Below are 24117 nucleotides of genomic sequence, written 5' to 3' on the forward strand. Positions count from 1 at the left end.
GGCCCCGCTGAGAACGGACGGAGTACGGCGGGGTGGTCACGAGAATTCGCATGCTCATCGGTAGTTATTCCTTCACGCTGGTCTTCATTTCGCTGTGTGTGGCGATTCTCGCGTCCTATACCGCGCTTGATCTGACCGGGCGCATCGCCACGGCCAGAGGTCGCGCCGTGCATTTCTGGATGGCGGGTGGTGCGTTCGCCATGGGCATCGGCGTCTGGTCGATGCATTTCATTGGCATGTTGGCTTTCAAACTGCCGATCAGCCTGGGTTACGACGTCGGTATCACTGCGCTGTCGCTGGTGATTGCCGTGCTGTCCTGTGGTTTTGCGCTGTGGCTGGTCAGTCAGCCGAAGTTGCCGGCATGGCAACTGGCGTTCGGCGCGTTGATCATGGGCGCCGGTATCAGCGCCATGCATTACACCGGCATGGCCGCGATGCGCATGACACCCGGGATTGATTACGATCCGACCTTGTTCGGTGCTTCGTTGGTGATTGCGGTCGGCGCGTCTGCCGCGGCACTGTGGATCGCCTTCCGGCTGCGGCAGAATTCGCCCTACGTTCGGCTGTTCCGCGCCGGTGCGGCAATCATCATGGGCGTGGCGATTGTCGGCATGCACTACACCGGCATGGCGGCGGCGCGGTTTCCCGAAGGCAGTTTTTGCGGCGCCGCGTTCAGTGGCTTGAACGGCAATGGTCTCGACAGCCTGGTGTTGATCACTACGTTGGCGGTGCTCAGCATCGCGCTGCTTACCTCGGTTCTGGATGCGCGCCTCGAAGCACGTACTGCCGATCTGGCCCACTCGCTGGTCGTGGCCAACCGCGAACTCACGCAGCTTGCCTTGCACGACACATTGACCGGTCTGCCCAATCGTCTGCTGCTGGACGACCGGATCAATCAGGCCATGAAAAAGGTCAAGGAGCAGGGCGGCTGCTTTGCGTTGATGTTCATCGATCTGGACGGTTTCAAACCGGTCAACGATGCCTTCGGCCATCACATGGGCGATCAGTTGTTGCGCGAAGTCGGTGTGCGTCTGCGCGAAGATCTGCGCAGTCTGGATACGTTGGCGCGGATCGGCGGCGATGAATTTGTGCTGCTGGTACGCCTGAGTGAACCGAACGATGCGCTGGGTCTGGCCGCGCGGCAGGTCAGCTTGATCGGGCAATCGTTCCGTGTCGCCGATCATGACTTGCAGATTTCCGCCAGCGTCGGCATTGCGCTGTACCCCGGTAACGGCGAAACCGCGCAGGAGTTGCTGATGAACGCCGACGCCGCGATGTACCACGCCAAGGGCGGCGGCAAGAACGGCTACAGCTTCTTCGACGCCTCGATGAACAGCAACGCGCGCAAGCAATTGCAGTTGTTGCAGGACTTGCGCGCGGCACTGGAACACGGCGAATTCAGTCTGCATTACCAACCAAAATTCGATGCCGTCGGCGGTCGCGCGGTGGGTGCCGAGGCGCTGCTGCGCTGGGAACATCCGCTGCACGGCATGCTGATGCCGGACAAATTCATCGATCTGGCGGAGAAGTCCGGGCTGATCATCCCGATTGGCGAGTGGGTGCTCAACGAAGCGTGTCGGCAGATGCGCGAGTGGTACGTGCTCGGTTACACCGACTGGCGCATCGCGGTAAACCTGTCGGCGCTGCAATTTTGTCACGCCGGGTTGGTAAAGAGCGTCGCCAAAGCCTTGGCCACCCACCATTTGCCGGCCAACAGCCTGACTCTGGAAATCACCGAAACCACCGCCATGAGCGACGCCGACGCGAGCATGATGGTGTTGCAGGAATTGTCGGACATGGGCGTCGACCTGTCGATTGATGACTTCGGCACCGGCTATTCGAGTCTGATGTACCTCAAGCGCCTGCCGGCCAACGAGCTGAAGATCGACCGGGGTTTTGTACGTGATCTGGAGCATGACAGTGACGACGCAGCGATCGTCTCCGCCATCGTGGCGCTGGGTCAGGCGCTCGGTCTGCGAATTGTTGCCGAAGGTGTCGAGACCGGCGTACAGCAGGATTTTCTGACGAAACTGGGGTGTGATTCGCTGCAGGGCTATCTGCTTGGGCATCCGTTGCCGGCGGATCGCTTCATGCGCGACATCGTACGTGGCGAGCAACTGGCCAAGGTCTGACCTGGGTCACTACGCTCGCCATGCAAAAACCGCCAATGACGGTTATTCTTGCCCCCGACTGTTACGTGTGCATTCAGGGGAACGGCCAGCATGGATAAAGTCATTGTGATTACCGGAGGCGGGCGCGGGATTGGTGCCGCCACGGCAATGTTGGCTGCCGAGCAAGGCTATCGGATCTGCATCAATTACCAGTCGGACGAACAGGCTGCCCATCACGTGCTCGATCAGTTGCGTGAACGCGGCGCCACAGCGATTGCGGTGCGCGCCGATGTCAGTATCGAAGACGAAGTGATCGCGCTGTTTCAACGGGTCGACAGCGAATTGGGCCGGGTCACCGCACTGGTGAACAACGCCGGCACCGTCGGGCACAAGTCGCGGGTCGACGAGATGTCCGAATTTCGCATCCTCAAAATCCTCAAGACCAATGTTCTGGCGCCGATCCTCTGCGCCAAGCACGCGATCCTGCGCATGTCGCCCAAGCATGGCGGGCAGGGCGGCAGCATCGTCAATGTGTCCTCGGTTGCTGCACGCTTGGGCTCGCCGAATGAGTACGTTGATTACGCAGCGTCGAAAGGCGCGCTCGACACCTTCACCATCGGTTTGTCCAAGGAAGTCGCGGGCGAGGGGATTCGGGTGAATGCGGTGCGGCCGGGCTACATCTTCACGGATTTTCACGCATTGAGCGGTGATCCCGATCGGGTCAGCAAGCTTGAGTCGGGGATTCCGATGGCCCGCGGGGGGCGTCCGGATGAAGTGGCGGAGGCGATTGTCTGGTTGCTGTCGGACAAGGCTTCGTATGCGACCGGGACTTTTGTTGACTTGGGTGGTGGGCGTTAAGAGCAAGATCAAAAGATCGCAGCCTGCGGCAGCTCCTACCCGGGAATAAGCGTTTCTCTGTAGGAGCTGCCGCAGGCTGCGATCTTTTGCTGTTAAAAGGATCTAACAATCCGCCCCAACGTCTCCATCGCCTTTTCGGTGTCTTCAGTCCACGGGCTGCCATAGTTCAAGCGAATACAATTCCTGAAGCGCTGGGTCGGTGAAAAAATCGGCCCCGGTGCGATGCTGATGCCTTGCGCCAATGCCATCTGAAACAACTTCAACGAGTCCATCTGCGCTGGCAGCTCCAGCCACAGAAAGTAGCCACCGGCCGGTTGGCTGACCCGCGTCTGCGCTGGAAAGTAGCGCGCAATCGCTGCGAGCATCGCACTCTGCTGTTCTTCCAGTGCGTAGCGCAATTTGCGCAGGTGTCGGTCATAACCGCCGTGTTGCAGGTAATCGGCAATGGCCGCTTGCGCCGGCATTGAAGCGCACAGCGAGGTCATCAGCTTCAGGCGTTCGATCTTCTGCGCGTAGCGTCCCGCAGCAACCCAGCCGATGCGGTAGCCGGGGGCCAGACTCTTGGCGAATGAACCGCAATGCATCACCAGACCTTCGGTATCAAAGGCCTTGGCCGGTTTCGGCGCTTGCTGGCCGTAATACAGCTCGGCGTAGACGTCGTCTTCGATCAACGGCACTTGATGGCGGCGCAGCAGCTCAACCAGTTCCTGCTTCTTGGCCTCGGGCATGGTCGCGCCCATCGGGTTCTGGAAACTGGTCATGCACCAACATGCCTTGATCGGATACCGCTCCAGAGTCTGCGCGAGCACGCCGAGGTCGATGCCGTCGCGCGGGTGCACCGGGATTTCCACGGCTTTGAGTTTCAGTCGCTCGAGCACTTGCAGGCTGGCGTAGAACGCCGGGGCTTCGATGGCCACCAGATCGCCGGGTTCGGTCACGGCTTGCAGACACAGGTTCAGCGCTTCGAGCGCGCCGTTGGTGATCAGCAATTCTTCCATGGGCAGCATCAAGCCGCCGACCATGTAGCGCAGGGCGATCTGTCGACGCAGTTGCGGGTTGCCCGGCGACATGTCGGTGACGACCATGCGCGGATCCATCTCCCGTGCCGCGCTGGCCAGCGAGCGCGACAGGCGTTGTAGTGGGAACAGCGTCGGGCTAGGGAACGCCGAGCCGAACGGCACGGTGCTTGGGTCTTTGATCGATTCGAGTACCGAGAACACCAGCTCGCTGACGTCAACTTCGGTCGAATCGCTGACGTGGCTGCTGATCACTGGCTCCGAGAACGGGCTCGGTGCGTGGGTGTTGACGAAGTAGCCGGAACGCGGCCGCGCACGGATCAGGCCACGGCGCTCGAGCAGGTAGTAGGCCTGGAACACCGTGGACGGGCTGACGCCGTAGGTCTGGCTGGCGTAGCGCACCGACGGCACCCGTTGGCCGGGGCCGAGAACGCCGGAGCGGATCAGTTCAGCGATGTCTTCGGCGAATTTTTCGTAGCGTTTCATCGGGGGCCTTGGTGCTTGCTGGATGTGTAGGGTGTCAGGGAAAAGCCCCTCACCCTAGCCCTCTCCCGGGGGGAGAGGGGACTGATCGGGGGATGCTCACGAAATACATCGACCTGGGATATCGAGTCGAACTCGGGTTTGAAAACAACTGAGATCTGCTCCCTTTCACCCTCGCCCCCTCGGGGGGAGAGGGCTGGGGTGAGGGGGGGATTCTAACGGCTCAACGATTCATCGGCGCAACAAACCGGCTCTTCGCCACGCTATTCACCGCCGGCTCATCACTGTCTTCAATCTTGAAACTCACCGTCTGCGAGCTGCTCGACGGCCGATCCGTGGTCATCGCCACCGACACCGGCACATCGACAATCTCGCCCGGCGCAAGGCTCAGCTCGGTCTTGCCCTGCAACTGGAAACCGTCGCCATCCACCAGACTCAGCTTGTAGTCCTGGCGCTGCTGAGTCTTGTTGATGACTTTCATGCTGTAGATGTTCTCGATCTGGCCCAAGGCGTTCTCGCGGAACAAGCCGCGATCCTTGGTCACATCCAGCGAGACCATCGGCCGTTCGACCAATGCCAGCACCAGCGCGCCAATCATCACCAGCAGCACCGCGACGTAACCAATCAAACGCGGGCGTAGCAGATGCGTCTTGCCACCCTGCAACTCGCGCTCGGAGGTGTAGCGGATCAGGCCGCGGGCGTAATTCATTTTGTCCATGATCGAGTCGCAGGCGTCGATACACGCCGCGCAACCGATGCACTCCATTTGCAGACCGTCGCGGATGTCGATCCCGGTCGGGCACACCTGCACGCAGAGTTGGCAGTCGATGCAATCACCGAGGCCGGCCTCAAGCGGTTTGACGTCGCGTTTGCGCGGGCCACGGTTTTCGCCACGCGCCACGTCGTAGGAGATCGCCAGTGTGTCTTTGTCGAACATCACACTCTGGAAGCGCGCATACGGGCACATGTGCATGCACACTGCTTCGCGCAGCCAACCGGCGTTTATATAGGTGGCGGCGGCGAAGAACAGCACCCAGAACAGGCTGACGCCGCCGATTTGCAGGGTCAGCAGTTCTTCGGCGAGCGGGCGGATCGGCGTGAAGTAGCCGACAAAGGTCAGGCCGGTGAGCACGCTGATCGCTAGCCACATCGTGTGCTTGGCGGCGCGGCGCGCGAGTTTGTTCAGGCTCCACGGCGCGGCTTGCAGCTTGATGCGCTGGTTGCGTTCGCCCTCGGTGACCTTTTCGCACCACATGAAAATCCACGTCCACGAACTCTGCGGGCAGGTGTAACCGCACCAGACCCGGCCGGCAAACACCGTGATCGCGAACAGGCCGAACGCAGCGATGATCAACAGCGCCGACAGCAGGATGAAATCCTGCGGCCAGAACGTCGCGCCAAAGATGTGGAATTTGCTTTCGGAAAGGTCCCAGAGCACGGCTTGTCGCCCGCCCCAGGTCAGCCACACGGTGCCGAAGAACAGCAAAAACAGAAACCCCGCGCCACTCATGCGCAGGGTTCGAAACAGCCCGGTGAAGCTGCGGGTGTGGATCTGGTTGTCGCTGGAGCCGGCCTTGGTCTTCATTGGACGCAATGGCACATTCTGAATCTTCGGCTTGGAATCTGTTTCCAGGGTTCGGACGGGGATTTGTTCGCTCATGGTCAGTCGCTCATCAGCCTCCATCAGGCCGATGCACTATGAGCGCCGATCTGTTTGCATAACAGACTCAGCTAAATGAATAAAAAGCGGATCAGATGGGACTTGGCGGCGTGCCTGCGACAACTTGAAGCAGCCCGCAGGCACAGGCGCAGATGTCTATCCCAGACGTCTGCGCGGGGTGTTGATCAGGGTCAGTCAAATCACCGAATCACTGCTGTCGGCCTTTAGATGCTTACGCCCGTCGGTGGCGCCTGCAACGGTCAATGCGTCGGCTTCTGCTTCGGTGATATACACGCGACGGCCCTCTATTTCCACGGCTGACATGGCTTTGTCGCTGTCGGTGATCACGGTCAGATCACTGCACAAACGGATTTCCTCGCCGTTTTCACTGGCGAAAAAGCAGGTCTGGTTTTCGATGCGCATGGTCATGAGGCTGTCCTTTTTTCCGAGGGGTGTTGAGAGGTTAGGACGCGTGGCGTGGCGATGGTTCTACGCAACTGATTAATGGTCGGCGCTGTCCACCGTTCATCAATCTGAAACAAGGATGACGCAATGAATGCGTGGTGGCATGAAGTCTGGGTGACCCTGCAGGCGGAGTTCGCCGAAATCGGCGATGCGTCGCAATTGACGCGCATTACCGTGCGCTTGCTGGTAGCGGCGATTCTGGGCGGGATTCTCGGTTTTGAACGTGAATCCAAAGGCAAGGCTGCCGGGGTACGCACGCACATGCTGGTGGCGCTCGGCGCGGCGCTGTTTGTGCTGGTACCGCAAACCTCCGGGTCCGAATCCGACGCAATGAGTCGAGTGGTGCAGGGCGTAATTGCCGGTATCGGTTTCCTGTGCGCCGGTACCATCCTGAAAAATCAGGACGGCGAGGAAGGTCGGGTCAAAGGCCTGACCACGGCCGCCGGATTGTGGATGACCGCCGCCATCGGCGTCGCGGCCGGTCTGGGCCGCGAAGCGACGGCGTTGCTCAGTACGTTGCTGACATTAGGCATTTTCAGTGTCATGCCGAGGATCGTGAAAATCTTCGACAAGGATCACGACGAACGACGTAACGACAAGCTGTAATTCAAGCGCTAGAGAATCACCGGAGGCATCGTCGTCGGTGGTTCTTCCTTGGGCGGCGGCGTGGTGCCTGGCGGCTCCTGCTCAGGGATCGGTTGCGGTTCGGTTTCCGGAATCACCGGGTTGTCGATGTTCGGATCTGGCGTTTCAGCCGGGAACGGGTTGTTCATCAGATCTACCTCCGTGTGGCACATGGCGTGAGAAGTGCTTAAGTGGATTGACCACCTCGCAGCGAATTCGATCCAGTTTTGTTGTGCGGCAAATCCCTGTGAACTTTTCCCCGCGCCGGTCGCTCGGTATCTAGGTGAGTTCGCGGCGGACAGATGCATCGCTGTGGACATCGATCAGGCAAACGAGCGTCCTTGGGGCGTTAAGGAGAGATGCTCAATGACTGCTGAAACAGGTACCGATTCGAGCTACAACCCGCATATTCCGTTGTCGCAAGCGCTGTTGCTGCCACGCATAGCTATTGAAGACGTTACGCCGACTCTTGATGGTGGACAGTTTGCTGTCAAGGCGATTGCCGGCCGTGAAGTCGTGGTAACCAGCAAGGTCTTCGCCGACGGTCACGACAAACTCGCGGTGCGTATCCGCTGGCGTGAAGAGGGCGAGCAGACCTGGCAAACCGAGGTCATGGCCGATCAGGGCAATAACGGCTGGCAGGGTCAGTTCAGCCCGGAACGCATGGGCCGTTATCTGTTCCTGATCGAAGCGTGGATCGACCAGTTCGCCAGTTTTCAGTACGAACTCGAAAAAAAACACGCTGCAGCCGTGCCGGTCAGCTTGGAGTTGCAGGAAGGCCGCACGATGGTGCAACAGGCCGCCGAACGCAGCGAAGGCCAGCTCAGTGAACAACTGGCGGCTTTGCATCATGAGCTGTCCGGGCTGCTCGAAACCGAGCAGGTCGCGCTGTTTCTGCACCCGCAAAGTGCGCAATTGATGGCCGAGGCCGATCATCGCACCTATCTCAGTGTCAGCCCGGAATTCCCGCTGGACGTCGAGCGTCAACTTGCCGAATTCGCCAGTTGGTACGAGTTGTTTCCACGCTCGATCACCGACGATCCGGCCCGTCACGGCACCTTCAATGACGTGCACTCGCGGCTGCCGATGATTCAGGACATGGGTTTCGACGTGTTGTACTTCACGCCGATCCACCCAATTGGCCGTAGCCATCGCAAGGGCCGCAACAATTCCCTGACCGCCGGCCCGGACGATCCGGGCAGTCCATACGCGATTGGCAGCGAGGAGGGCGGGCACGAGGCAATCCATTCGCAGCTCGGCACCCGCGAGGATTTCCGCCGACTGGTTGCCGCAGCTGCCGATCACGGTCTGGAAATCGCGCTCGATTTCGCCATTCAGTGTTCGCAGGATCATCCGTGGCTCAAGCAGCACCCGGGCTGGTTCAACTGGCGGCCGGACGGCACGATCAAATACGCGGAAAACCCGCCGAAGAAATATCAGGACATCGTTAACGTCGACTTCTATGCGCCGGATGCGATTCCGAGTCTGTGGATCGAGTTGCGCGACATCGTCATAGGTTGGGTGGAAGAGGGTGTGAAGATCTTTCGCGTTGACAATCCGCACACCAAACCGCTGCCGTTTTGGCAATGGCTGATCGCCGATGTGCGCGCGCTACACCCGGAAGTGATCTTCCTCGCCGAAGCTTTCACGACGCCGGCGATGATGGCGCGGCTGGGCAAGGTCGGTTACACCCAGAGCTACACCTATTTCACCTGGCGCAATACCAAAGCCGAGCTGGCCACTTACCTGACCGAACTCAATGAGTCGCCGTGGCGCGAATGCTACCGGCCGAACTTCTTCGTCAACACGCCGGACATCAACCCCGCATTTCTGCATGAATCCGGGCGCGCTGGTTTTCTGATCCGCGCGGCACTGGCGACCATGGGCTCGGGCCTGTGGGGCATGTATTCCGGCTATGAACTGTGCGAAGCGGCGCCGGTGCCGGGCAAGGAGGAATACCTCGATTCGGAGAAGTATGAAATCCGCGTCCGCGACTTCAATGCGCCGGGCAACATCATTGCCGAAATCGCTCAGCTCAACCGCATTCGCCGGCAGAACCCGGCGCTGCACACGCATCTGGGCCTGACCATTTACAACGCCTGGAACGACAACATTCTGTACTTCGGTAAGCGCAGCGCCGACGGCAGCAACTTCATTCTGGTGGCGGTGAACCTGGATCCGCATAACGCGCAGGAGGCGAATTTCGAGTTGCCGCTGTGGGAAATGGGTCTGCCGGACGATGCCACCACCCACGGCGAGGATTTGATGAGCGGGCATCGTTGGGACTGGCACGGCAAATACCAGTTCATGCGGCTCGACCCGGCGCAACAGCCGTTCAGTATCTGGCGCATAACCCCCGCATAAAGCATTGCATATTCCCCTGTAGGAGCTGCCGAAGGCTGCGATCTTTAGAAGCAAGATCAAAAGATCGCAGCCTTCGGCAGCTCCTACAGGGTGTCATCACATTTGAAATATTTGTGAATTATCGAATTTTTCAGGAGTTACACATGGCGAAGAAACCCAAGTCGGCCACCTTCATCAAAGACCCGCTCTGGTACAAGGATGCGGTGATTTATCAGGTTCACGTCAAATCGTTTTTCGACTCCAACAACGACGGCATCGGTGACTTTCCCGGGCTGATCGCCAAACTCGATTACATCGCCGAACTCGGCGTCAACACTATCTGGCTGCTGCCGTTCTATCCGTCGCCACGCCGCGATGACGGTTACGACATCGCCGAATACCGTGGCGTGCACAGCGATTACGGGACCATGGCCGACGCCAAGCGCTTCATCGCCGAAGCGCATAAACGCGGTCTGCGGGTGATTACCGAACTGGTGATCAACCACACCTCTGACCAACACGCGTGGTTCCAGCGTGCGCGCAAGGCCAAACCCGGTTCGGCGGCGCGCGACTTCTATGTATGGTCGGATGACGACCAGAAATACGACGGCACGCGGATCATTTTCCTCGACACTGAAAAGTCCAACTGGACCTGGGATCCGGTCGCTGGCCAATACTTCTGGCACCGCTTCTATTCGCACCAGCCGGACCTGAACTTCGACAATCCGCAAGTGATGAAAGCGGTGATTTCGGTGATGCGTTACTGGCTCGACATGGGCATCGACGGCCTGCGGCTGGACGCGATCCCGTATCTGATCGAACGCGACGGCACCAACAACGAAAACCTGCCGGAGACCCACGACGTCCTCAAGCAGATTCGCGCCGAAATCGACGCCAACTATCCGGACCGCATGCTGCTCGCCGAAGCCAACCAATGGCCGGAAGACACTCAGCTGTATTTCGGTGACGCAGACGCACACGGCCTGAATGGCGACGAATGCCACATGGCGTTCCACTTCCCGCTGATGCCGCGCATGTACATGGCGCTGGCCCAGGAAGATCGCTTCCCGATCACCGACATCCTGCGCCAGACCCCGGAGATTCCAGCCAATTGCCAATGGGCGATTTTCCTGCGCAACCACGATGAACTGACGCTGGAGATGGTCACCGACAAGGAACGCGATTACCTGTGGAATTACTACGCCGCTGACCGTCGCGCGCGGATCAACCTCGGTATTCGTCGACGTCTGGCGCCCTTGATGGAGCGCGACCGTCGTCGCGTGGAGTTGCTCAACAGCCTGTTGCTGTCGATGCCCGGCACGCCGACTTTGTACTACGGCGATGAAATCGGCATGGGCGACAACATCTACCTCGGCGACCGTGACGGTGTGCGTACGCCAATGCAGTGGTCGATCGACCGCAACGGCGGCTTCTCGCGCGCCGACCCGGCCAGTCTGGTGCTGCCGCCGATCATGGACCCGCAATACGGCTATCAGTCAGTCAACGTCGAAACCCAGGCCGGTGACCCGCATTCGCTGCTCAACTGGACCCGGCGCATGCTTGCCGTGCGCAAGCAATCCAAGGCGTTCGGCCGTGGCACGTTGAAAATGCTTTCGCCGAGCAATCGACGGATTCTGGCCTACACCCGCGAATTCACCGACGCCGATGGCAAGCACGAAATCATCCTGTGCGTAGCCAACGTGTCGCGCAGCGCGCAAGCGGCGGAACTCGATCTGTCGGCCTACACCGGCATGGTCCCGGTGGAGATGCTTGGCGGCAACGCGTTCCCGCCAATCGGTCAGTTGAATTTCCTCCTGACCCTGGCGCCGTACGGCTTCTACTGGTTCGTGCTCGCCGCCGAAAATCAGATGCCGAGCTGGCACGTCGAACCGGCGCAAAGCCTGCCGGACTTCACCACGCTGGTGCTGAAAAAACGCATGGAAGAACTGCTCGAAGCGCCATCGCGCACTACGCTGGAGCAGCAAATTCTGCCGAACTGGTTGCAGAACCGTCGCTGGTTCGCTGGCAAGGATGCAGCCATCGACAAGGTCAATCTGACGTATGGCGTGCGCTTCGGCGATGCGCAGCACCCGGTGCTGCTCAGCGAAATCGAAGTCACCAGTGGCGGGCAGACCAGCCGCTATCAGCTGCCGTTCGGCTTCATCGGCGAAGATCACGTCGGCCCGGCGCTGCCGCAGCAATTGGCTTTGGCCCGCGTACGGCGTGTGCGTCAGGTCGGTTTGATCACTGATGCGTTCAGCCTCGAAACGTTTGTCCGCGCCGTGCTGCAAGGCATGCAGGCCAACACGGTACTGGCGTCGGACGCCGGCGAGATTCGCTTTGAGTCCACGCCGCAACTGGACGCGCTTGGCCTTGGCGCCGAGTCCGAGGTGCGTTACCTGTCGGCCGAACAGTCGAACAGTTCGGTGGTGATCGGCAACAGCCTGGTGCTGAAATTGATCCGCAAGGTCGCCTCTGGCGTACACCCGGAACTGGAGATGAGCGCGTATCTGACTGCCGCCGGTTTCGCCAATATCTCGCCGCTGCTCGGCTCGGTGATTCGCCGTGACGCGCAGGGTGAAGACAACTTGCTGATGATCGCCCAAGGCTACTTGAGCAATCAGGGCGACGCTTGGGAATGGACGCAGAACAACCTTGAACGGGCGCTGCGTGATGAGCTGGCGGACGCCATGTCGGAGCAGGAGCAACATTACAACGCGCTCGGCGAACTGAGAGATTTCGCCGGCATGCTTGGCCAACGGCTGGGTGAAATGCATCAGGTGTTGGCAGCCAAGACCGACGATCCGGACTTCGCGCCGCAAGTCAGCTCGGCCAAGGACGCTCAGACCACCGCCAAAGACGTTGCGGCGCAGGTCGAGCACACGCTGAAACTGCTCAAGCAGCATCAGGGCGAATTGACCGCCGCGGATCAGAAACTAGTCACGCGGCTGCAAGACAACAAGAAAGCCATCCTCAGCCACGTGCAGGATCTGGCGAAAAAATCTGCTGGCGGCCTGCGCATCCGCGTGCACGGCGACCTGCATTTGGGTCAGGTGCTGGTGATCAAAGGCGATGCGTTCCTCATCGACTTCGAGGGCGAACCGGCGCGGCCGTTGTCCGAGCGTCGTGGCAAGCACAGCCCGTATAAAGATGTCAGCGGTGTGTTGCGCTCCTTCGATTACGCGGCGGCGATGACCATTAATGTGCATACGGTCGACATGAGCGCCGAGTCCGAGGCGGCGCGCAAACGAGTCGCTGATCGCTACTTGCGTGAGGCCCGTGAGGCATTTGTTCAGGCATATCGCCAAGCGGCAGCTAGTCTTGATCATGCCTGGCAGGACCCTGAAGGTGCTGACGCCGCACTGGCGTTGTTCGGCCTGGAGAAAGCGGCTTACGAAGTGGCCTATGAAGCCGAAAATCGCCCTACCTGGCTGCCCGTGCCGTTGCACGGTCTGTACGGGTTGTTGTCGGGGCTTAAACCCTTTTCCGATCTTGGTGGAGAGTAGTCATGAGTTTCTCAAACAAGGAACAGGGTCACGCTAAAGAAAGGTTGCTGCCCGCGGCCAGGGACATCGATGCCTTGGTGCGCGCGGTGCATCACGATCCGTTCTCGATTCTTGGCCCGCATGGCGATGGTGCTGGCGGGCAGTTCATCCGTGCCTATCTGCCCGGCGCGTTGAGCGTTGCGGTACTGGACAAGGACAGCGGCGAAGAAATCGGCGCATTGGAGGCGACTGAAACTGCGGGGCTGTTTGTCGGCCACTTCCCGCAGGCACGTCCATATTTATTGCGCACGCGTTGGGCTGGCGGCGAGCAGGTTGTGGAAGATCCGTACAGCTTCGGCCAGTTGCTCGGCGAGATGGACTTGTACCTGTTCGCCGAGGGCAATCACCGCGACCTGAGCAGTTGCCTCGGCGCACAGCTGAGCAGCGTCGATGGCGTTGACGGTGTGCGCTTCGCCGTGTGGGCGCCGAATGCCAAACGCGTTTCCGTTGTGGGCGATTTCAACGTCTGGGACGGCCGTCGGCATCCGATGCGTTTACGCCATCCATCCGGGGTCTGGGAATTGTTCATCCCGCGCCTGCAAGCGGGAGAGTTGTACAAATACGAGATTCTTGGCGAACACGGCATTCTGCCGTTGAAAGCCGATCCGATGGCGCTGGCCACCAGCCTGCCGCCGGACACCGCTTCGAAAGTCGCTGCGCCACTGCAAGTCGATTGGCAGGATCAGGACTGGATGAACAGCCGCCGCGAGCGCCACGCGCATGCCGCGCCGCTGTCGATTTATGAGCTGCACGCCGGTTCGTGGCAGTGCGAGCTGGATGATCTTGGTGAAGTGGCGCGTCAGTACACCTGGCCGGAACTGGCGGATCGGCTGATCCCGTACGTCAAGGAACTGGGTTTCACTCACATCGAACTGATGCCGATCATGGAGCACCCGTTCGGTGGCTCGTGGGGTTATCAATTGCTCTCGCAGTTCGCGCCGAGTGCGCGTTATGGCACGCCGGAGCAGTTTGCTGCGTTCATCGACGCCTGCCACCGGGCGGAAATCGGCGTGATCCTTGACTGGGTCCCGGCGCATTTCCCGACCGATACCCACGGTCTGGCGCAGTTCGATGGCACGGCGCTGTACGAATACGGCAACCCGCTGGAAGGTTTCCATCAGGACTGGGACACGCTGATCTACAACCTCGGCCGCACCGAAGTGCACGGCTACATGCTGGCTTCGGCGTTGCACTGGTTGAAGCATTTCCATATCGACGGTCTGCGCGTGGATGCGGTGGCTTCGATGCTTTATCGCGACTACTCGCGCAAGGCTGGCGAGTGGGTGCCGAATCGGCATGGCGGTCGCGAGAATCTTGAAGCCATCGACTTCCTGCGTCATTTGAACGACGTGGTCGAGCTGGAAGCGCCGGGCGCGCTGGTGATTGCCGAGGAATCCACCGCGTGGCCGGGCGTGAGTCAGAGCACTCAGCAGGGTGGCCTCGGCTTTGCCTACAAGTGGAACATGGGATGGATGCACGATTCGCTGCACTACATTCAGCAGGATCCGGTGTACCGCGCCCATCACCATAACGAGCTGAGTTTTGGTCTGGTTTACGCGTGGTCCGAGCGCTTTATCCTGCCGATTTCCCACGATGAAGTGGTGCACGGCAAGCATTCGCTGATCGACAAGATGCCCGGCGATCGTTGGCAGAAGTTTGCCAACCTGCGGGCGTATCTGAGCTTCATGTGGACGCATCCGGGCAAGAAGTTGCTGTTCATGGGCTGCGAGTTTGGCCAGTGGCGCGAGTGGAATCATGATCAGCAGCTTGATTGGTATCTGCTGCAGTATTCGGAGCACAAAGGCGTACAGAAACTGGTTGGTGACCTCAATCGGCTGTACCGCGAGGAGCCGGCGCTGCACGATCAGGATGACGCGCCGCAGGGCTTCCAGTGGCTGATCGGTGATGACGCGATCAACAGCGTTTTCGCCTGGTTGCGCTGGAGCAAGGACGGTACGCCGGTGCTGGTGGTGGCTAACTTCACGCCGGTGCCGCGGCAGGCGTATCGGGTCGGCGTACCGTTTGCCGGGCGCTGGAAGGAGTTGCTTAACAGTGATGCCGAGCAATATGCCGGTTCCAATTATGGCAATGGTGGTGGGGCGTTTACTGAAGAGGTGGCGAGCCATGGCCAGTCGTTGTCGCTGGAGCTGAATTTGCCGCCGCTGGCGGTGTTGATTCTCAAGCCTGAGGGTTGATCCCGGACCGCGTCGATGGCTATCTTTCAGGCGCTGAAGCTAGTGCGGATGTACTCGAAAACTGTGGGAGCTGGCTTGCCAGCGATGGCGTCGGGTCAGGCGATGGATTTTTCTGGCTGAGTACATATCCGTTGCTGCGGTAACGGCTTCTGAGGGTTCCGCCCTTACGGCGGGTCACCTTTTTCAAACGCCAAAAAGGTAACCCAAAAGGCTTTTCCCTGACGTTCGGCCCTCGCTTAGGCTCGGGTTCCTTCGCTCCGTGATTGATCCGGGGGCATCGCCTCCGGTTTGCTGCGCTGCACCTCCCCTCGATGTGTTTGGCTGCGCCAAACGGTCGCTGCGCTCCCAACCCCGGATCAATCCCTCCACTCAGCCTGCCGACGGGCGCTTGAGATCAAGAGCGGTACTCGAGCTAACGCTCATCGTGTTGAGTGGTGAAAAGCGAAGTGCGGTTTTCGGATGGATTTGATACCTGTGGGAGCTGGCTTGCCAGCGATGAGGCCGTCACATTCAACATCATCGCTGAATGTGCCGACGCTATCGCTGGCAAATCGAATCGTCGCACCGCAGCTCTCACAGGGTCTCGGCGAATCCACTTACCAGCGCATGCGCACCCCCATGCTGCCAATCAACCCGTTCAAGTCGTTGTCATCCACGTCACTGCTGTAATCCGCACTGACGTACAGACTCACCGTCGGCGTCACCCGCGCCACCAGTCCCAATCCGACTTCCACGGTCGAGGATTTGCGGCTGCTGCTGATTTTGTCCACCTGATCCAACGTCACCGTGTTGCCGGTGTAGACCGTGTGCCACAGGTTGGTGCGCACGTACGGCTCGACTGGCAGACCATTCAGATCGTAACTGCCTTTCAAGCGCGCGCCGACCCGGCCGCTCCACGATGAGATATCGCTCGATGACGCGTTGCCCGAGCCGGCATACGGCGTGTCGAGGGTGATGCGTTGGTTGATCAATTGCGCTTGCGGCTCGACCACCCAGTTTTCGCTGATGCCGATGGGGAATCCGCCTTCCACCGACAGCGTCATCGCGCTGCCTTCGGTGGCTTGGCGTGCGCCTTGTTGGTTGCGGCTGAAACCGCTGACGCGGCCGCCACTGGCCGACAGATCGACGTGCCAGCCTTGCGGGCCGGTCAGGCTGTAGTAAGCGCCGAGGCTCTGGCCTTGCAGGTTGAGAGTGTCGGAATTCGGGTCGGCGAGGGCGCGGTTGCTGATCAGGCCGTTGCCGTTGGCCTGGATCTGATTGACCCCGCCGATCAGGCCGATTTTTTGTGTGTGGCCGCTGCCACTTTGCAAGGTCAACACGGCAGGGCCTTTGAAGTCGCCACTGCCGGGCATCGCGAAACCGGGGCTAAGGACGTCGGTTTGTGCCTGGCGTGAACTCGGTCCGTAAAGCTGATCCCACGCTGTCGGCGAAATGTCTTCGGTAATCAGGTGATTGCCGCGCAGATCGGGGCGCGGACTCAGGCGTTGCGGCCCGGGTGTGATGACGGTGGCGGGCAAGGTCATGACCGGCACGTTCTCTCGGTACCAGGACGTTGTCTCATCCGCCGCAGAACCGGCCTGCGCCTCCATGGATGAGCACAGCAAGATAGAACTCGAAACAGTGCAGAAGGTGGTTTTGATCTCTTGAGCAGTGAGTGAAGTTTTCATGGAGGTCTACCTTGCTATCGCATGCGCACTCTCGCCTTGTCGTCTCTCCTACCCCGAATGAGGGGCGACCGAATGAGACGGGGCGAACCGCCGGGCGCCCGTTTTCGCGGGTGTCCGTGGGTTAGCCCCGAGTAGTATTTCCGGGGGTAGTAACCTAGATTCAAGAAGACCCGCGCCCATGCGTCAAGAAAGTGAACGATGAGCGGTAGGGGTAAAACAGGCAATGCAAGTGTTTGTTTATCCGAACATATCTAAGTTCTTGTTTGTATGGAAGAACGGCCTCGAGTCCGTGATTCAGAGCGCTTGGGCAACTGACCACCGGTGCGCGCCGCTGTCAAAACTGCGACTACAGATGCACCTCCACCGCCAACGGCAAATGATCCGACAGATGTGTCCACGGCTTGTTGCCAAGAATCTGTGGATCGTGGCTGCTGGCATTGCGCAGGTAGATCCTGTCCAGTCGCAGCAATGGAAAACGCGCCGGATAGGTTTTTGCCGGTCGGCCATGATGGCGTTCGAAAGCTTCGTGCAGGTAGTCGCGGCGGGAGAGGGCGGCGTTGCCCTGCAATTGCCAGTCGTTGAAGTCGCCGGCGATGATCACCGGGGCATTTTCGGGCAGCGACTCGAGCAGTTGGCAGAGCAACTGCAACTGCAATTGCCGATGACTTTCCAGCAGGCTCAAGTGCACGCAGATCGCGTGGACTTCCGCGTGTCCCGGTACGTCGAGCACGCAATGCAACAGTCCGCGTCGTTCGGGGCCGGTGATCGAAACATCAAGGTTGCGGTACTCGCGGATCGGGTACTTCGACAGCAGGGCGTTGCCGTGGTGGCCATGGGGATAAACGGCGTTGCGCCCGTAGGCGAAATCGGCCCACATGCTGTCGGCGAGAAACTCGTATTGCGAGGTTTGCGGCCATTCGTTGTAACGATTGGAATGGCGTTCGTGTTCGCCAACCACTTCCTGCAGAAACACCAGATCGGCTGACGTGCTGCGTACTGCTTCACGCAGCTCGGGGAGGATGAAACGCCGGTTGAGTGCGGTAAAACCCTTGTGTGTATTGACCGTCAGCACGCGCAAGCGGTGGATGGCCGACGGCTCCAGGGGCTGAGCGTCGATAGCGTGACGCTGGGGTTCACTGGACACGTTTACTCCTATGAATCATGACTGCCTGTGCATGCGACTGACGTGCGAACGCGCAGTTCAGTGTTTCAGTCGACGAGCACGATTTCATAGGGCAGGCGCATGCGTTCAAGAATCGCCCGCGGCAGCATCGGGGCAATGCCGATGGCCGGCTCGCCTGTGAGCTGGCTGGCGTAGGCGTGGGTCGCGTGGCTTTTGCGCGCGACAGTCCAGGTGTCCAGACGCAATTTGCGTGCGCGGTGCCAGGGAATCTGTGCGTGATCACGTTCCGGCCAGTGCCAGGCCCAGACCGGCACATCATGGTAGGTAGCGCCGGCCTGCAAGGCGGCGCGCGCACTGGCGCGGCCAACCACTTGATGGTCGTCGCTGCCGTCTTTGCACCAGGTGCTGAACACCACATCGCCAGGGCGCAGGTAACGCATGATGAACTCGCTGAGCTGGAGTTCCTTGTCGAACAGGGCGTTGTGGGTAAAGCCGCCACGCACCCATTTCAGGCTGTGCATCGGCAACCCCAGACGCCGTAGCGCCTCGACGCTCTCTTGCGGGCGGAATACGCTCAAGCGTTTCTCTGACCATTGGCGCGAGCCGGGATGGCTGGCGCTGCCGTCGGTGATAGAGAGCAGTTGCAACGGGTGACCGAGGCTTGAGAGTAATTGCAGCAGGCCGCCACAAGTCACTACCTCGTCGCCGGGATGCGGGGCGATGACCACGGCACGTGCGCCGGCCGGCACCAGACTGCGGGTGTTGATGACGGGAATGTTGTCGAGTTGCGCGGCGCTGTTCCAGATTTGCGCCGGCAGGCTGCCTTCACTTAGATATAACGGTTTCATGAGTGCTACGTCCTTGTTGTGTCTCGCCCTCAATCGCGCGCGGCGAGCATCGCTCAAGCGCTTCGACCCGTGAAGGCTGGTGGAAAACCATGCGGCGCTCCGAACCCTGGATTGCCGCGCAGGAGAGTATTGCTCATGGCGCGCGGTTCGTCGCGTCGGCGAGCAATCTGATCTGTGTTTTTTTGTTATAGCTGTGTTGGAGGTCGCAGACCGGCGCAGAAACGTTGAGCGACATCAGTGATTCAACGCAAACCTTCCAAAGCCGCGACGGAGCGCGGTTCGCGGCTCCAGACCTCGAGAATGAAGTCTGCTTCCTGATGCAAAACCAGCCTCGGCAGAGCCAATTGGTCGTGGATCTGATCGTGTACCTGACGCGCATTCAACGGGCATTGATCAATCGGCGGGCGCCAGTGGCACGCCAGCAGTTGCCCGTCTGCGCTCAGGGAATTGCTGATGTGATGGATCACGGCTGTCAGATCATTGCCATCGAGGTAGTAGCCGATTTCGCTAAATACGATCAGGTCGAATTTTTCTTCCGGCCAGTCATCTGGCAGGCGGTTTTGGCGGACCTCGGCGTGATCGAACAAGCTCAAGCGCGTTTGCGCCAGTCCCACCGCAGCGGCGGCCGTGTCGCAGCACAATAAGCGGTCACAGCGCTGCGCCAGCTCGGCACTCAGTTCACCATTGGCGCAGCCCGGTTCGAAGATTGCGCGATAGTGCGGGCGCGGCAGTGCCGCAAGCGTGATCGCCCGTTTGCGCTGCTCGTACCAGCGCTGGCGAAACGCCCAAGGGTCGTCGTTGCCGGCAAACAGCCCGTCGAAATAGCGGTCGTCGACGCTCAAAGGAAGATCACCTCAAACGGTTGCAGCAGTCGATCCAGCACGTACGGTGCCAGCACCGGGCCGAGTCCAGCCACTGGGTCGCCTTCCAACTGACTGGCGAACGCATGCACCGCGTGGCGTTTGCGCGCGACTTGCGCACACGTCAGATTGATTTTGCGCGCGCGCTGCCAGGGCACGAAGGCATCTTCGGGCGTCGCCCAGTGCCACGTCCAGACCGGTAATTCATGACAGGTTGCGCCCGTGCGACGAGCCGCTTCGCTACTCGCCCGGCCAACCGCTTCATGGTCGCAGTGACCGTCTTCGCTCCATGTAGTGAACACCACGTCGTTGGGGCGCAAATGGCGCTGGATGAATTCGCACAACTCGGCTTCGCGCGCCGCCACCTGAGTATCGGCAAAACCGCCGCGTAGCCATTTCAAGCGATGCATCGGCAGGCCGAGGCGACGCAGGGCTTCGGCGGATTCCTGCGGACGGACCACGCTCAAACGCTCCACCGGCCACCGTTGCGAGCCGGGGTGGCTGGCGCTGCCATCGGTGACCGAGATCAATTGCAGCGGACGTCCGGCAGCGGCGAGCAATTGCAGCAAGCCGCCGCACCCGAGCACTTCGTCGTCCGGATGCGGCGCGATGACCACCGCGCGCGAACCGGGCGGCACCAGGCTGAGAATGTCGATGCTGTCCAGTTCGGCCAAATGCTGCGAGCTCTGCCATTGGTGCAAGGTCGTGCCCTGGCCGACAATCGGATTGGTTTTCATAACGTCCATGTCTCCGTGGGTTGCGCTGCGATCAATTGCCCGAGGGCGGCGAGGTCACGTTCGGCATGGCTTTGACGCAGGAACACCGGCAGATCAGCGCTCAAACGGGCGAACTGGCGATCCTTGCAGAACGGCCCGGCGCCCAATGCGCGACCAACATGATCAATGACTTGTGCGGCAGACTGTTCGACCACCGCCCGCGCACGGCGGGCCAGCAGTTCGGCATTGGCCTGCGGATGAGCATCAATGTGCAGCGCGCTGAAACGCAACACATCGGCAGCAGCCTGCAACGCCACATCGACCGCACCCAGATGCGCCAATGCATGCGGCTCCTCGCGTTGTGTGCAGTGTTGGCGCAAACGTTCGGCTATCCCCCTCGCGGCGCCGTACCAACAGGCGGCGATGCCGATTCCGCCTTGCCAGAAACCCGGCCGTTGCAGGTAGTCACCGGGACTGCCAATCGCTTGGCCCTCGACCCTGTCAAACAACACCTCAACCGAGCCGGTGGCGCCCATGCCGACCGCTTGCCAGCCTTGATCGGTGATGGTCACCCCCGGTTGATCGAGCGCGACCGCCACCAATTGCTGGCGATCTGCTTCATCCCACGCCGTCAGCAGCGCATGACTGAGCACGGCAGCGCCGGAACACCACGCCTTGCGCCCGTCCAGCACCACCATGTGCCCGGATGGACTGACCTTGACCCGCGCCTGTGGTGGCTCGGCGGCCCACATGCCCCAGGTGCTGCCAGGAGTCGGCGCGCCACCCAGTTGTTCGATGATCGACAGCGCGTCGGTGTGGCCCTCATACAGTTTGCACACGCCCAGATCATGCCCGCCCACCAGCGCCAGCCCTTGAAAACGCTCAAGGGTGTAGCCACTGCCCGGCAGTGGCAGGCGATCCAGTCCGGCCTCGACCAGTTCACGCAGACACTGGCCGAGGGCTTGCGGATCGGCGTAATCCGCAGTGCGCGCGGATAAATAGCCGTGCAGGTCCATGATCAATCTTCTTCTTCGCGTTGCAGTTCGAACATCAACAGCGAGCGACCGGTGACAGAGTATTCATGGCCGAACTCGAAGCGCTCCTGGCCGCGAATCGACGGCTGATTGGTGTCGATCATGCAGGTCCAGAAACTGCCTTCCGGGACTTCCGGCAGCGTGAAGTTGACGATGTCGTGATGGGCGTTGACCACCAGCAGCAAGGTCGCGTCGGCGCCTTTGCGGCGGATACCGGTTTCCTGCGCGCGGCCGTCGAGCAGCATGCCCAGGCAACGGTTGTGCGCGTCGTGCCAGTGCTCGGTGGTCATCTCGGTGGCGTCCGGCGCCAGCCAGGTTACGTCTTTGACGCCGATGTCTTCGTTGTACTCGCCGACCAGGAAACGCCCACGACGCAGGATCGGATAGGCCAGACGCAGCTTGATCAGACGTTTGACGAATTTCAGCAGGGCCTTGCCGTCTTCGCTCAGGTCCCAGTTCACCCAGCCAATCTCGCTGTCCTGACAGTAAGCGTTGTTATTGCCGTCCTGAGTGCGGGCGAATTCGTCGCCGGCGACGATCATCGGCGTACCTTGGGCCAGCAGCAGGGTGGCGAAGAAATTGCGCATCTGCCGTTGGCGCAGCGCATTGATTTCCGGATCGTCAGTCGGGCCTTCGACGCCGTGGTTCCACGACAGGTTGTTATTACTGCCGTCCTGATTGTTCTCGTCGTTGGCCTCGTTGTGCTTGTCGTTGTACGACACCAGATCATTCAGGGTGAAGCCGTCGTGGGCGGTGATGAAGTTCACCGAGGAATATGGCCGGCGCCCACGTTCATTGAACATTTCGCCAGAGGCGGTCATGCGACTGGCGAAATCGGCAACCTGGCCGTCGTCGCCTTTCCAGAACGCGCGCACGGTGTCGCGGAATTTGTCGTTCCACTCGACCCAGCCCGGCGGGAAGTTACCCACCTGATAACCACCGGGGCCGCAGTCCCACGGCTCGGCGATCATTTTCACCTGACGCAGCACCGGGTCCTGACGGCAGGCCACGAGGAAGCTGTGGCGCTCGTCGAAACCATCGTGATAACGCCCGAGAATGGTCGCCAGGTCAAAGCGGAAACCGTCGACGTGCATTTCGCTGGCCCAGTAGCGCAGCGAGTCGGTGACCATTTGCAGCACGCACGGGTGGCTCAGATCCAGCGTGTTGCCGGTACCGGAATCGTTGATGTAGTAGCGCTTGTCGTCCGGCATCAGTCGGTAGTACGACGCGTTGTCGATGCCGCGCATCGACAGGGTCGGGCCTTGCTCGTTGCCTTCGGCGGTGTGGTTGTAGACCACGTCGAGGATCACTTCGAGGTTGGCTTCGTGCAGGTGCGCGACCATCTCCTTGAATTCAGCGATCTTGCCGCTGGCCAGATAACGCGGGTCGGGGGCGAAGAACGCGATGCTGTTATAGCCCCAGTAGTTGGTCATGCCTTTGTGCAGCAAGTGCTGATCGTTGACGAAGGCGTGGATTGGCAGCAGCTCCACCGAAGAAACCCCGACGCTGCGAATGTGCTTGAGCACATCGTCATTCATCAGACCGGCAAACGTACCGCGTACGTTTTCCGGCACCGAGGGGTGACGCATGCTGATGCCGCGTACGTGGGTTTCGTAAATGATGGTTTTGTCCCACGGCACGCTGACGCGCTGGTCGTTGCCCCAGGTGTGCGCCGGGTCGATGACTTTGCACTTGGGCACGAAGGGCGCGCTGTCGCGTTCATCGAAACTCAGGTCGGCGTCCGGGTGGCCGATGGTGTAGCCGAACAGCGCTTCCGACCATTTCAACTCGCCGACCAGTTGCTTGGCGTACGGGTCGATCAGCAGTTTGTTGTGGTTGAAACGGTGGCCGTTGGCCGGGTCATAAGCACCGTACACGCGGTAGCCATAGATCAGCCCCGGATGCGCGTCAGGCAAGTAGCCGTGGTAGATCTCGTCGGTGTATTCCGGCAGTTCGATGCGCTCGAGTTCGACTTCGCCAGCATCGTCGAAAATGCACAGTTCGACCTTGGTGGCGTTGGCGGAAAACAGTGCAAAGTTGACCCCCAGACCGTCCCAGGTCGCACCGAGCGGGAAGGGCAGGCCTTCACGGATTCTCGAAGGCTCGGTATGTGCGGCGGGATCGGCTTTTTTTGGACTGGTCATGCAATTGCTCCTGCAAATCGGGGAAATCCGGGACGAGTTTGTCCTCGGTGGCGAGCGAGCTCGCCACGCGGTGGTTCAAATCAGAGTTCTAAGTAGCGTCAGTTCGCCTGTTTGCGCGAGGTGCGCGGTTTCTTCTCGGCGGCTTTTTCGCCTGGGGGAATCACTTTGGCTGCGCTGGCAGGCTTGGCCTTGTCCGCAGCCTTGGGCTTGGCGTCAGCAGTCTTGACGGTCGCGGTTTTGCCAGCAGTTTTGCTGCCAGCAGCCTTCGGCGACTTCTTCGGTGCCAGTGCTTCGGCCTCGGCCAGTTTGCGTGCCATCTCCCAATGGCGAGCGTCTTCGCCTTCGGGTTGACCTTCGGATTCCCAGATCTGATAGGCGAATTCGCGAATGCGTTTATCGTCGGTACTCATCGCAATGCTCCTGAA

General features: G+C 60.3%; 18 protein-coding genes. 6 read left to right on the top strand and 12 right to left on the bottom strand.

Translation table 11 applies throughout. The features are described from left to right. Positions 1–50: 50 nt before the first annotated feature. Together ACOI8A_RS21670 and ACOI8A_RS21675 are read left to right on the top strand one after the other, a co-directional pair. Positions 51–2132 carry a putative bifunctional diguanylate cyclase/phosphodiesterase gene (locus ACOI8A_RS21670; RefSeq protein WP_420649908.1) on the top strand — a complete coding sequence of 694 codons (2082 nt, stop codon included), beginning with the start codon at positions 51–53 and terminating at the stop codon, positions 2130–2132. Positions 2133–2222: 90 nt separating this feature from the next. Continuing rightward, positions 2223–2969: an SDR family oxidoreductase gene (locus tag ACOI8A_RS21675; protein ID WP_420649907.1), complete on the top strand. Its 747-nt coding sequence runs from the start codon at positions 2223–2225 to the stop codon at positions 2967–2969. A 92-nt stretch (positions 2970–3061) separates the two neighbouring features. Here ACOI8A_RS21675 and mapR read toward each other — a convergent pair whose 3' ends face one another. The 3 genes from mapR to ACOI8A_RS21690 form a co-directional block, all read right to left on the bottom strand. Next, on the bottom strand, positions 3062–4471 hold the full coding sequence (mapR, locus tag ACOI8A_RS21680) for a GntR family transcriptional regulator MpaR (RefSeq protein WP_420649906.1): 1410 nt from the start codon (positions 4469–4471) through the stop codon (positions 3062–3064). A gap of 220 nt (positions 4472–4691) precedes the next feature. Further along, positions 4692–6128, bottom strand: a complete 1437-nt coding sequence (gene ccoG, locus ACOI8A_RS21685) for a cytochrome c oxidase accessory protein CcoG (protein ID WP_420649905.1) — start codon at positions 6126–6128, stop codon at positions 4692–4694. Between the two features lie 195 nt (positions 6129–6323). Next, positions 6324–6557, bottom strand: a complete 234-nt coding sequence (locus tag ACOI8A_RS21690) for a DUF3203 family protein (protein ID WP_420649904.1) — start codon at positions 6555–6557, stop codon at positions 6324–6326. A gap of 123 nt (positions 6558–6680) precedes the next feature. Here ACOI8A_RS21690 and ACOI8A_RS21695 point away from each other — a divergent pair, with 123 nt between their 5' ends. Beyond that, a complete protein-coding gene (locus tag ACOI8A_RS21695) occupies positions 6681–7199 on the top strand; it encodes an MgtC/SapB family protein (protein ID WP_420649903.1) in 519 nt (172 codons plus the stop codon). Between the two features lie 8 nt (positions 7200–7207). On the opposite strand, the gene ACOI8A_RS21700 is transcribed toward ACOI8A_RS21695, so the two are convergent. After that, a complete protein-coding gene (locus tag ACOI8A_RS21700; protein WP_420649902.1) occupies positions 7208–7366 on the bottom strand; it encodes a hypothetical protein in 159 nt (52 codons plus the stop codon). A gap of 217 nt (positions 7367–7583) precedes the next feature. Between ACOI8A_RS21700 and ACOI8A_RS21705 the strand changes: the two genes are divergently transcribed. From ACOI8A_RS21705 to glgB, 3 genes are all read left to right on the top strand, one after another. Continuing rightward, positions 7584–9581, top strand: coding sequence for an alpha-1,4-glucan--maltose-1-phosphate maltosyltransferase (locus ACOI8A_RS21705; protein ID WP_420649901.1), 1998 nt, complete (start codon positions 7584–7586; stop codon positions 9579–9581). Positions 9582–9724: 143 nt separating this feature from the next. Next, positions 9725–13066 carry a maltose alpha-D-glucosyltransferase gene (gene treS, locus ACOI8A_RS21710; RefSeq protein WP_420649900.1) on the top strand — a complete coding sequence of 1114 codons (3342 nt, stop codon included), beginning with the start codon at positions 9725–9727 and terminating at the stop codon, positions 13064–13066. 2 nt (positions 13067–13068) lie between these two features. After that, complete coding sequence (gene glgB / locus ACOI8A_RS21715) at positions 13069–15300, top strand: 1,4-alpha-glucan branching protein GlgB (protein ID WP_420649899.1); 2232 nt, start codon at positions 13069–13071, stop codon at positions 15298–15300. 596 nt (positions 15301–15896) lie between these two features. Here glgB and ACOI8A_RS21720 read toward each other — a convergent pair. The 8 genes from ACOI8A_RS21720 to ACOI8A_RS21755 form a co-directional block, all read right to left on the bottom strand. After that, a complete protein-coding gene (locus ACOI8A_RS21720) occupies positions 15897–16967 on the bottom strand; it encodes an autotransporter domain-containing protein (RefSeq protein ID WP_420649898.1) in 1071 nt (356 codons plus the stop codon). Between the two features lie 346 nt (positions 16968–17313). Beyond that, positions 17314–18111 carry an endonuclease/exonuclease/phosphatase family protein gene (locus ACOI8A_RS21725; RefSeq protein ID WP_420649897.1) on the bottom strand — a complete coding sequence of 266 codons (798 nt, stop codon included), beginning with the start codon at positions 18109–18111 and terminating at the stop codon, positions 17314–17316. Positions 18112–18176: 65 nt separating this feature from the next. Continuing rightward, positions 18177–18938, bottom strand: a complete 762-nt coding sequence (locus tag ACOI8A_RS21730) for a PIG-L deacetylase family protein (RefSeq protein WP_420651448.1) — start codon at positions 18936–18938, stop codon at positions 18177–18179. 242 nt (positions 18939–19180) lie between these two features. Then, positions 19181–19780 (bottom strand): SAM-dependent methyltransferase, encoded by a 600-nt coding sequence (locus tag ACOI8A_RS21735; RefSeq protein WP_420649895.1) that lies wholly within the window; start codon positions 19778–19780, stop codon positions 19181–19183. Beyond that, positions 19777–20535, bottom strand: a complete 759-nt coding sequence (locus ACOI8A_RS21740) for a PIG-L deacetylase family protein (protein WP_420649894.1) — start codon at positions 20533–20535, stop codon at positions 19777–19779. The genes ACOI8A_RS21735 and ACOI8A_RS21740 overlap by 4 nt, the downstream gene beginning before the upstream one ends. Further along, positions 20532–21530 carry an acyl-CoA dehydrogenase gene (locus tag ACOI8A_RS21745; RefSeq protein ID WP_420649893.1) on the bottom strand — a complete coding sequence of 333 codons (999 nt, stop codon included), beginning with the start codon at positions 21528–21530 and terminating at the stop codon, positions 20532–20534. Before ACOI8A_RS21745 ends, ACOI8A_RS21740 begins: the two co-directional genes overlap by 4 nt. A gap of 2 nt (positions 21531–21532) precedes the next feature. Next, positions 21533–23692, bottom strand: coding sequence for a glycogen debranching protein GlgX (glgX, locus tag ACOI8A_RS21750; RefSeq protein WP_420651449.1), 2160 nt, complete (start codon positions 23690–23692; stop codon positions 21533–21535). 98 nt (positions 23693–23790) lie between these two features. After that, positions 23791–24102, bottom strand: coding sequence for a DUF2934 domain-containing protein (locus ACOI8A_RS21755; protein WP_420649891.1), 312 nt, complete (start codon positions 24100–24102; stop codon positions 23791–23793). Positions 24103–24117: the final 15 nt, after the last annotated feature.

The organism is Pseudomonas sp. P4795, from assembly GCF_048822895.1.
Taxonomy (GTDB): domain Bacteria; phylum Pseudomonadota; class Gammaproteobacteria; order Pseudomonadales; family Pseudomonadaceae; genus Aquipseudomonas.

Bases quoted from the DNA above. Each gene is read 5' to 3' on its own strand.
- ACOI8A_RS21670 (WP_420649908.1), top strand. From the start codon at position 51: ATGCTCATCGGTAGTTATTCCTTCACGCTGGTCTTCATTTCGCTGTGT.
- ACOI8A_RS21675 (WP_420649907.1), top strand. From the start codon at position 2,223: ATGGATAAAGTCATTGTGATTACCGGAGGCGGGCGCGGGATTGGTGCC.
- mapR (WP_420649906.1), bottom strand. From the start codon at position 4,471: ATGAAACGCTACGAAAAATTCGCCGAAGACATCGCTGAACTGATCCGC.
- ccoG (WP_420649905.1), bottom strand. From the start codon at position 6,128: ATGAGCGAACAAATCCCCGTCCGAACCCTGGAAACAGATTCCAAGCCG.
- ACOI8A_RS21690 (WP_420649904.1), bottom strand. From the start codon at position 6,557: ATGACCATGCGCATCGAAAACCAGACCTGCTTTTTCGCCAGTGAAAAC.
- ACOI8A_RS21695 (WP_420649903.1), top strand. From the start codon at position 6,681: ATGAATGCGTGGTGGCATGAAGTCTGGGTGACCCTGCAGGCGGAGTTC.
- ACOI8A_RS21700 (WP_420649902.1), bottom strand. From the start codon at position 7,366: ATGAACAACCCGTTCCCGGCTGAAACGCCAGATCCGAACATCGACAAC.
- ACOI8A_RS21705 (WP_420649901.1), top strand. From the start codon at position 7,584: ATGACTGCTGAAACAGGTACCGATTCGAGCTACAACCCGCATATTCCG.
- treS (WP_420649900.1), top strand. From the start codon at position 9,725: ATGGCGAAGAAACCCAAGTCGGCCACCTTCATCAAAGACCCGCTCTGG.
- glgB (WP_420649899.1), top strand. From the start codon at position 13,069: ATGAGTTTCTCAAACAAGGAACAGGGTCACGCTAAAGAAAGGTTGCTG.
- ACOI8A_RS21720 (WP_420649898.1), bottom strand. From the start codon at position 16,967: ATGAAAACTTCACTCACTGCTCAAGAGATCAAAACCACCTTCTGCACT.
- ACOI8A_RS21730 (WP_420651448.1), bottom strand. From the start codon at position 18,938: ATGAAACCGTTATATCTAAGTGAAGGCAGCCTGCCGGCGCAAATCTGG.
- ACOI8A_RS21740 (WP_420649894.1), bottom strand. From the start codon at position 20,535: ATGAAAACCAATCCGATTGTCGGCCAGGGCACGACCTTGCACCAATGG.
- ACOI8A_RS21745 (WP_420649893.1), bottom strand. From the start codon at position 21,530: ATGGACCTGCACGGCTATTTATCCGCGCGCACTGCGGATTACGCCGAT.
- glgX (WP_420651449.1), bottom strand. From the start codon at position 23,692: ATGACCAGTCCAAAAAAAGCCGATCCCGCCGCACATACCGAGCCTTCG.
- ACOI8A_RS21755 (WP_420649891.1), bottom strand. From the start codon at position 24,102: ATGAGTACCGACGATAAACGCATTCGCGAATTCGCCTATCAGATCTGG.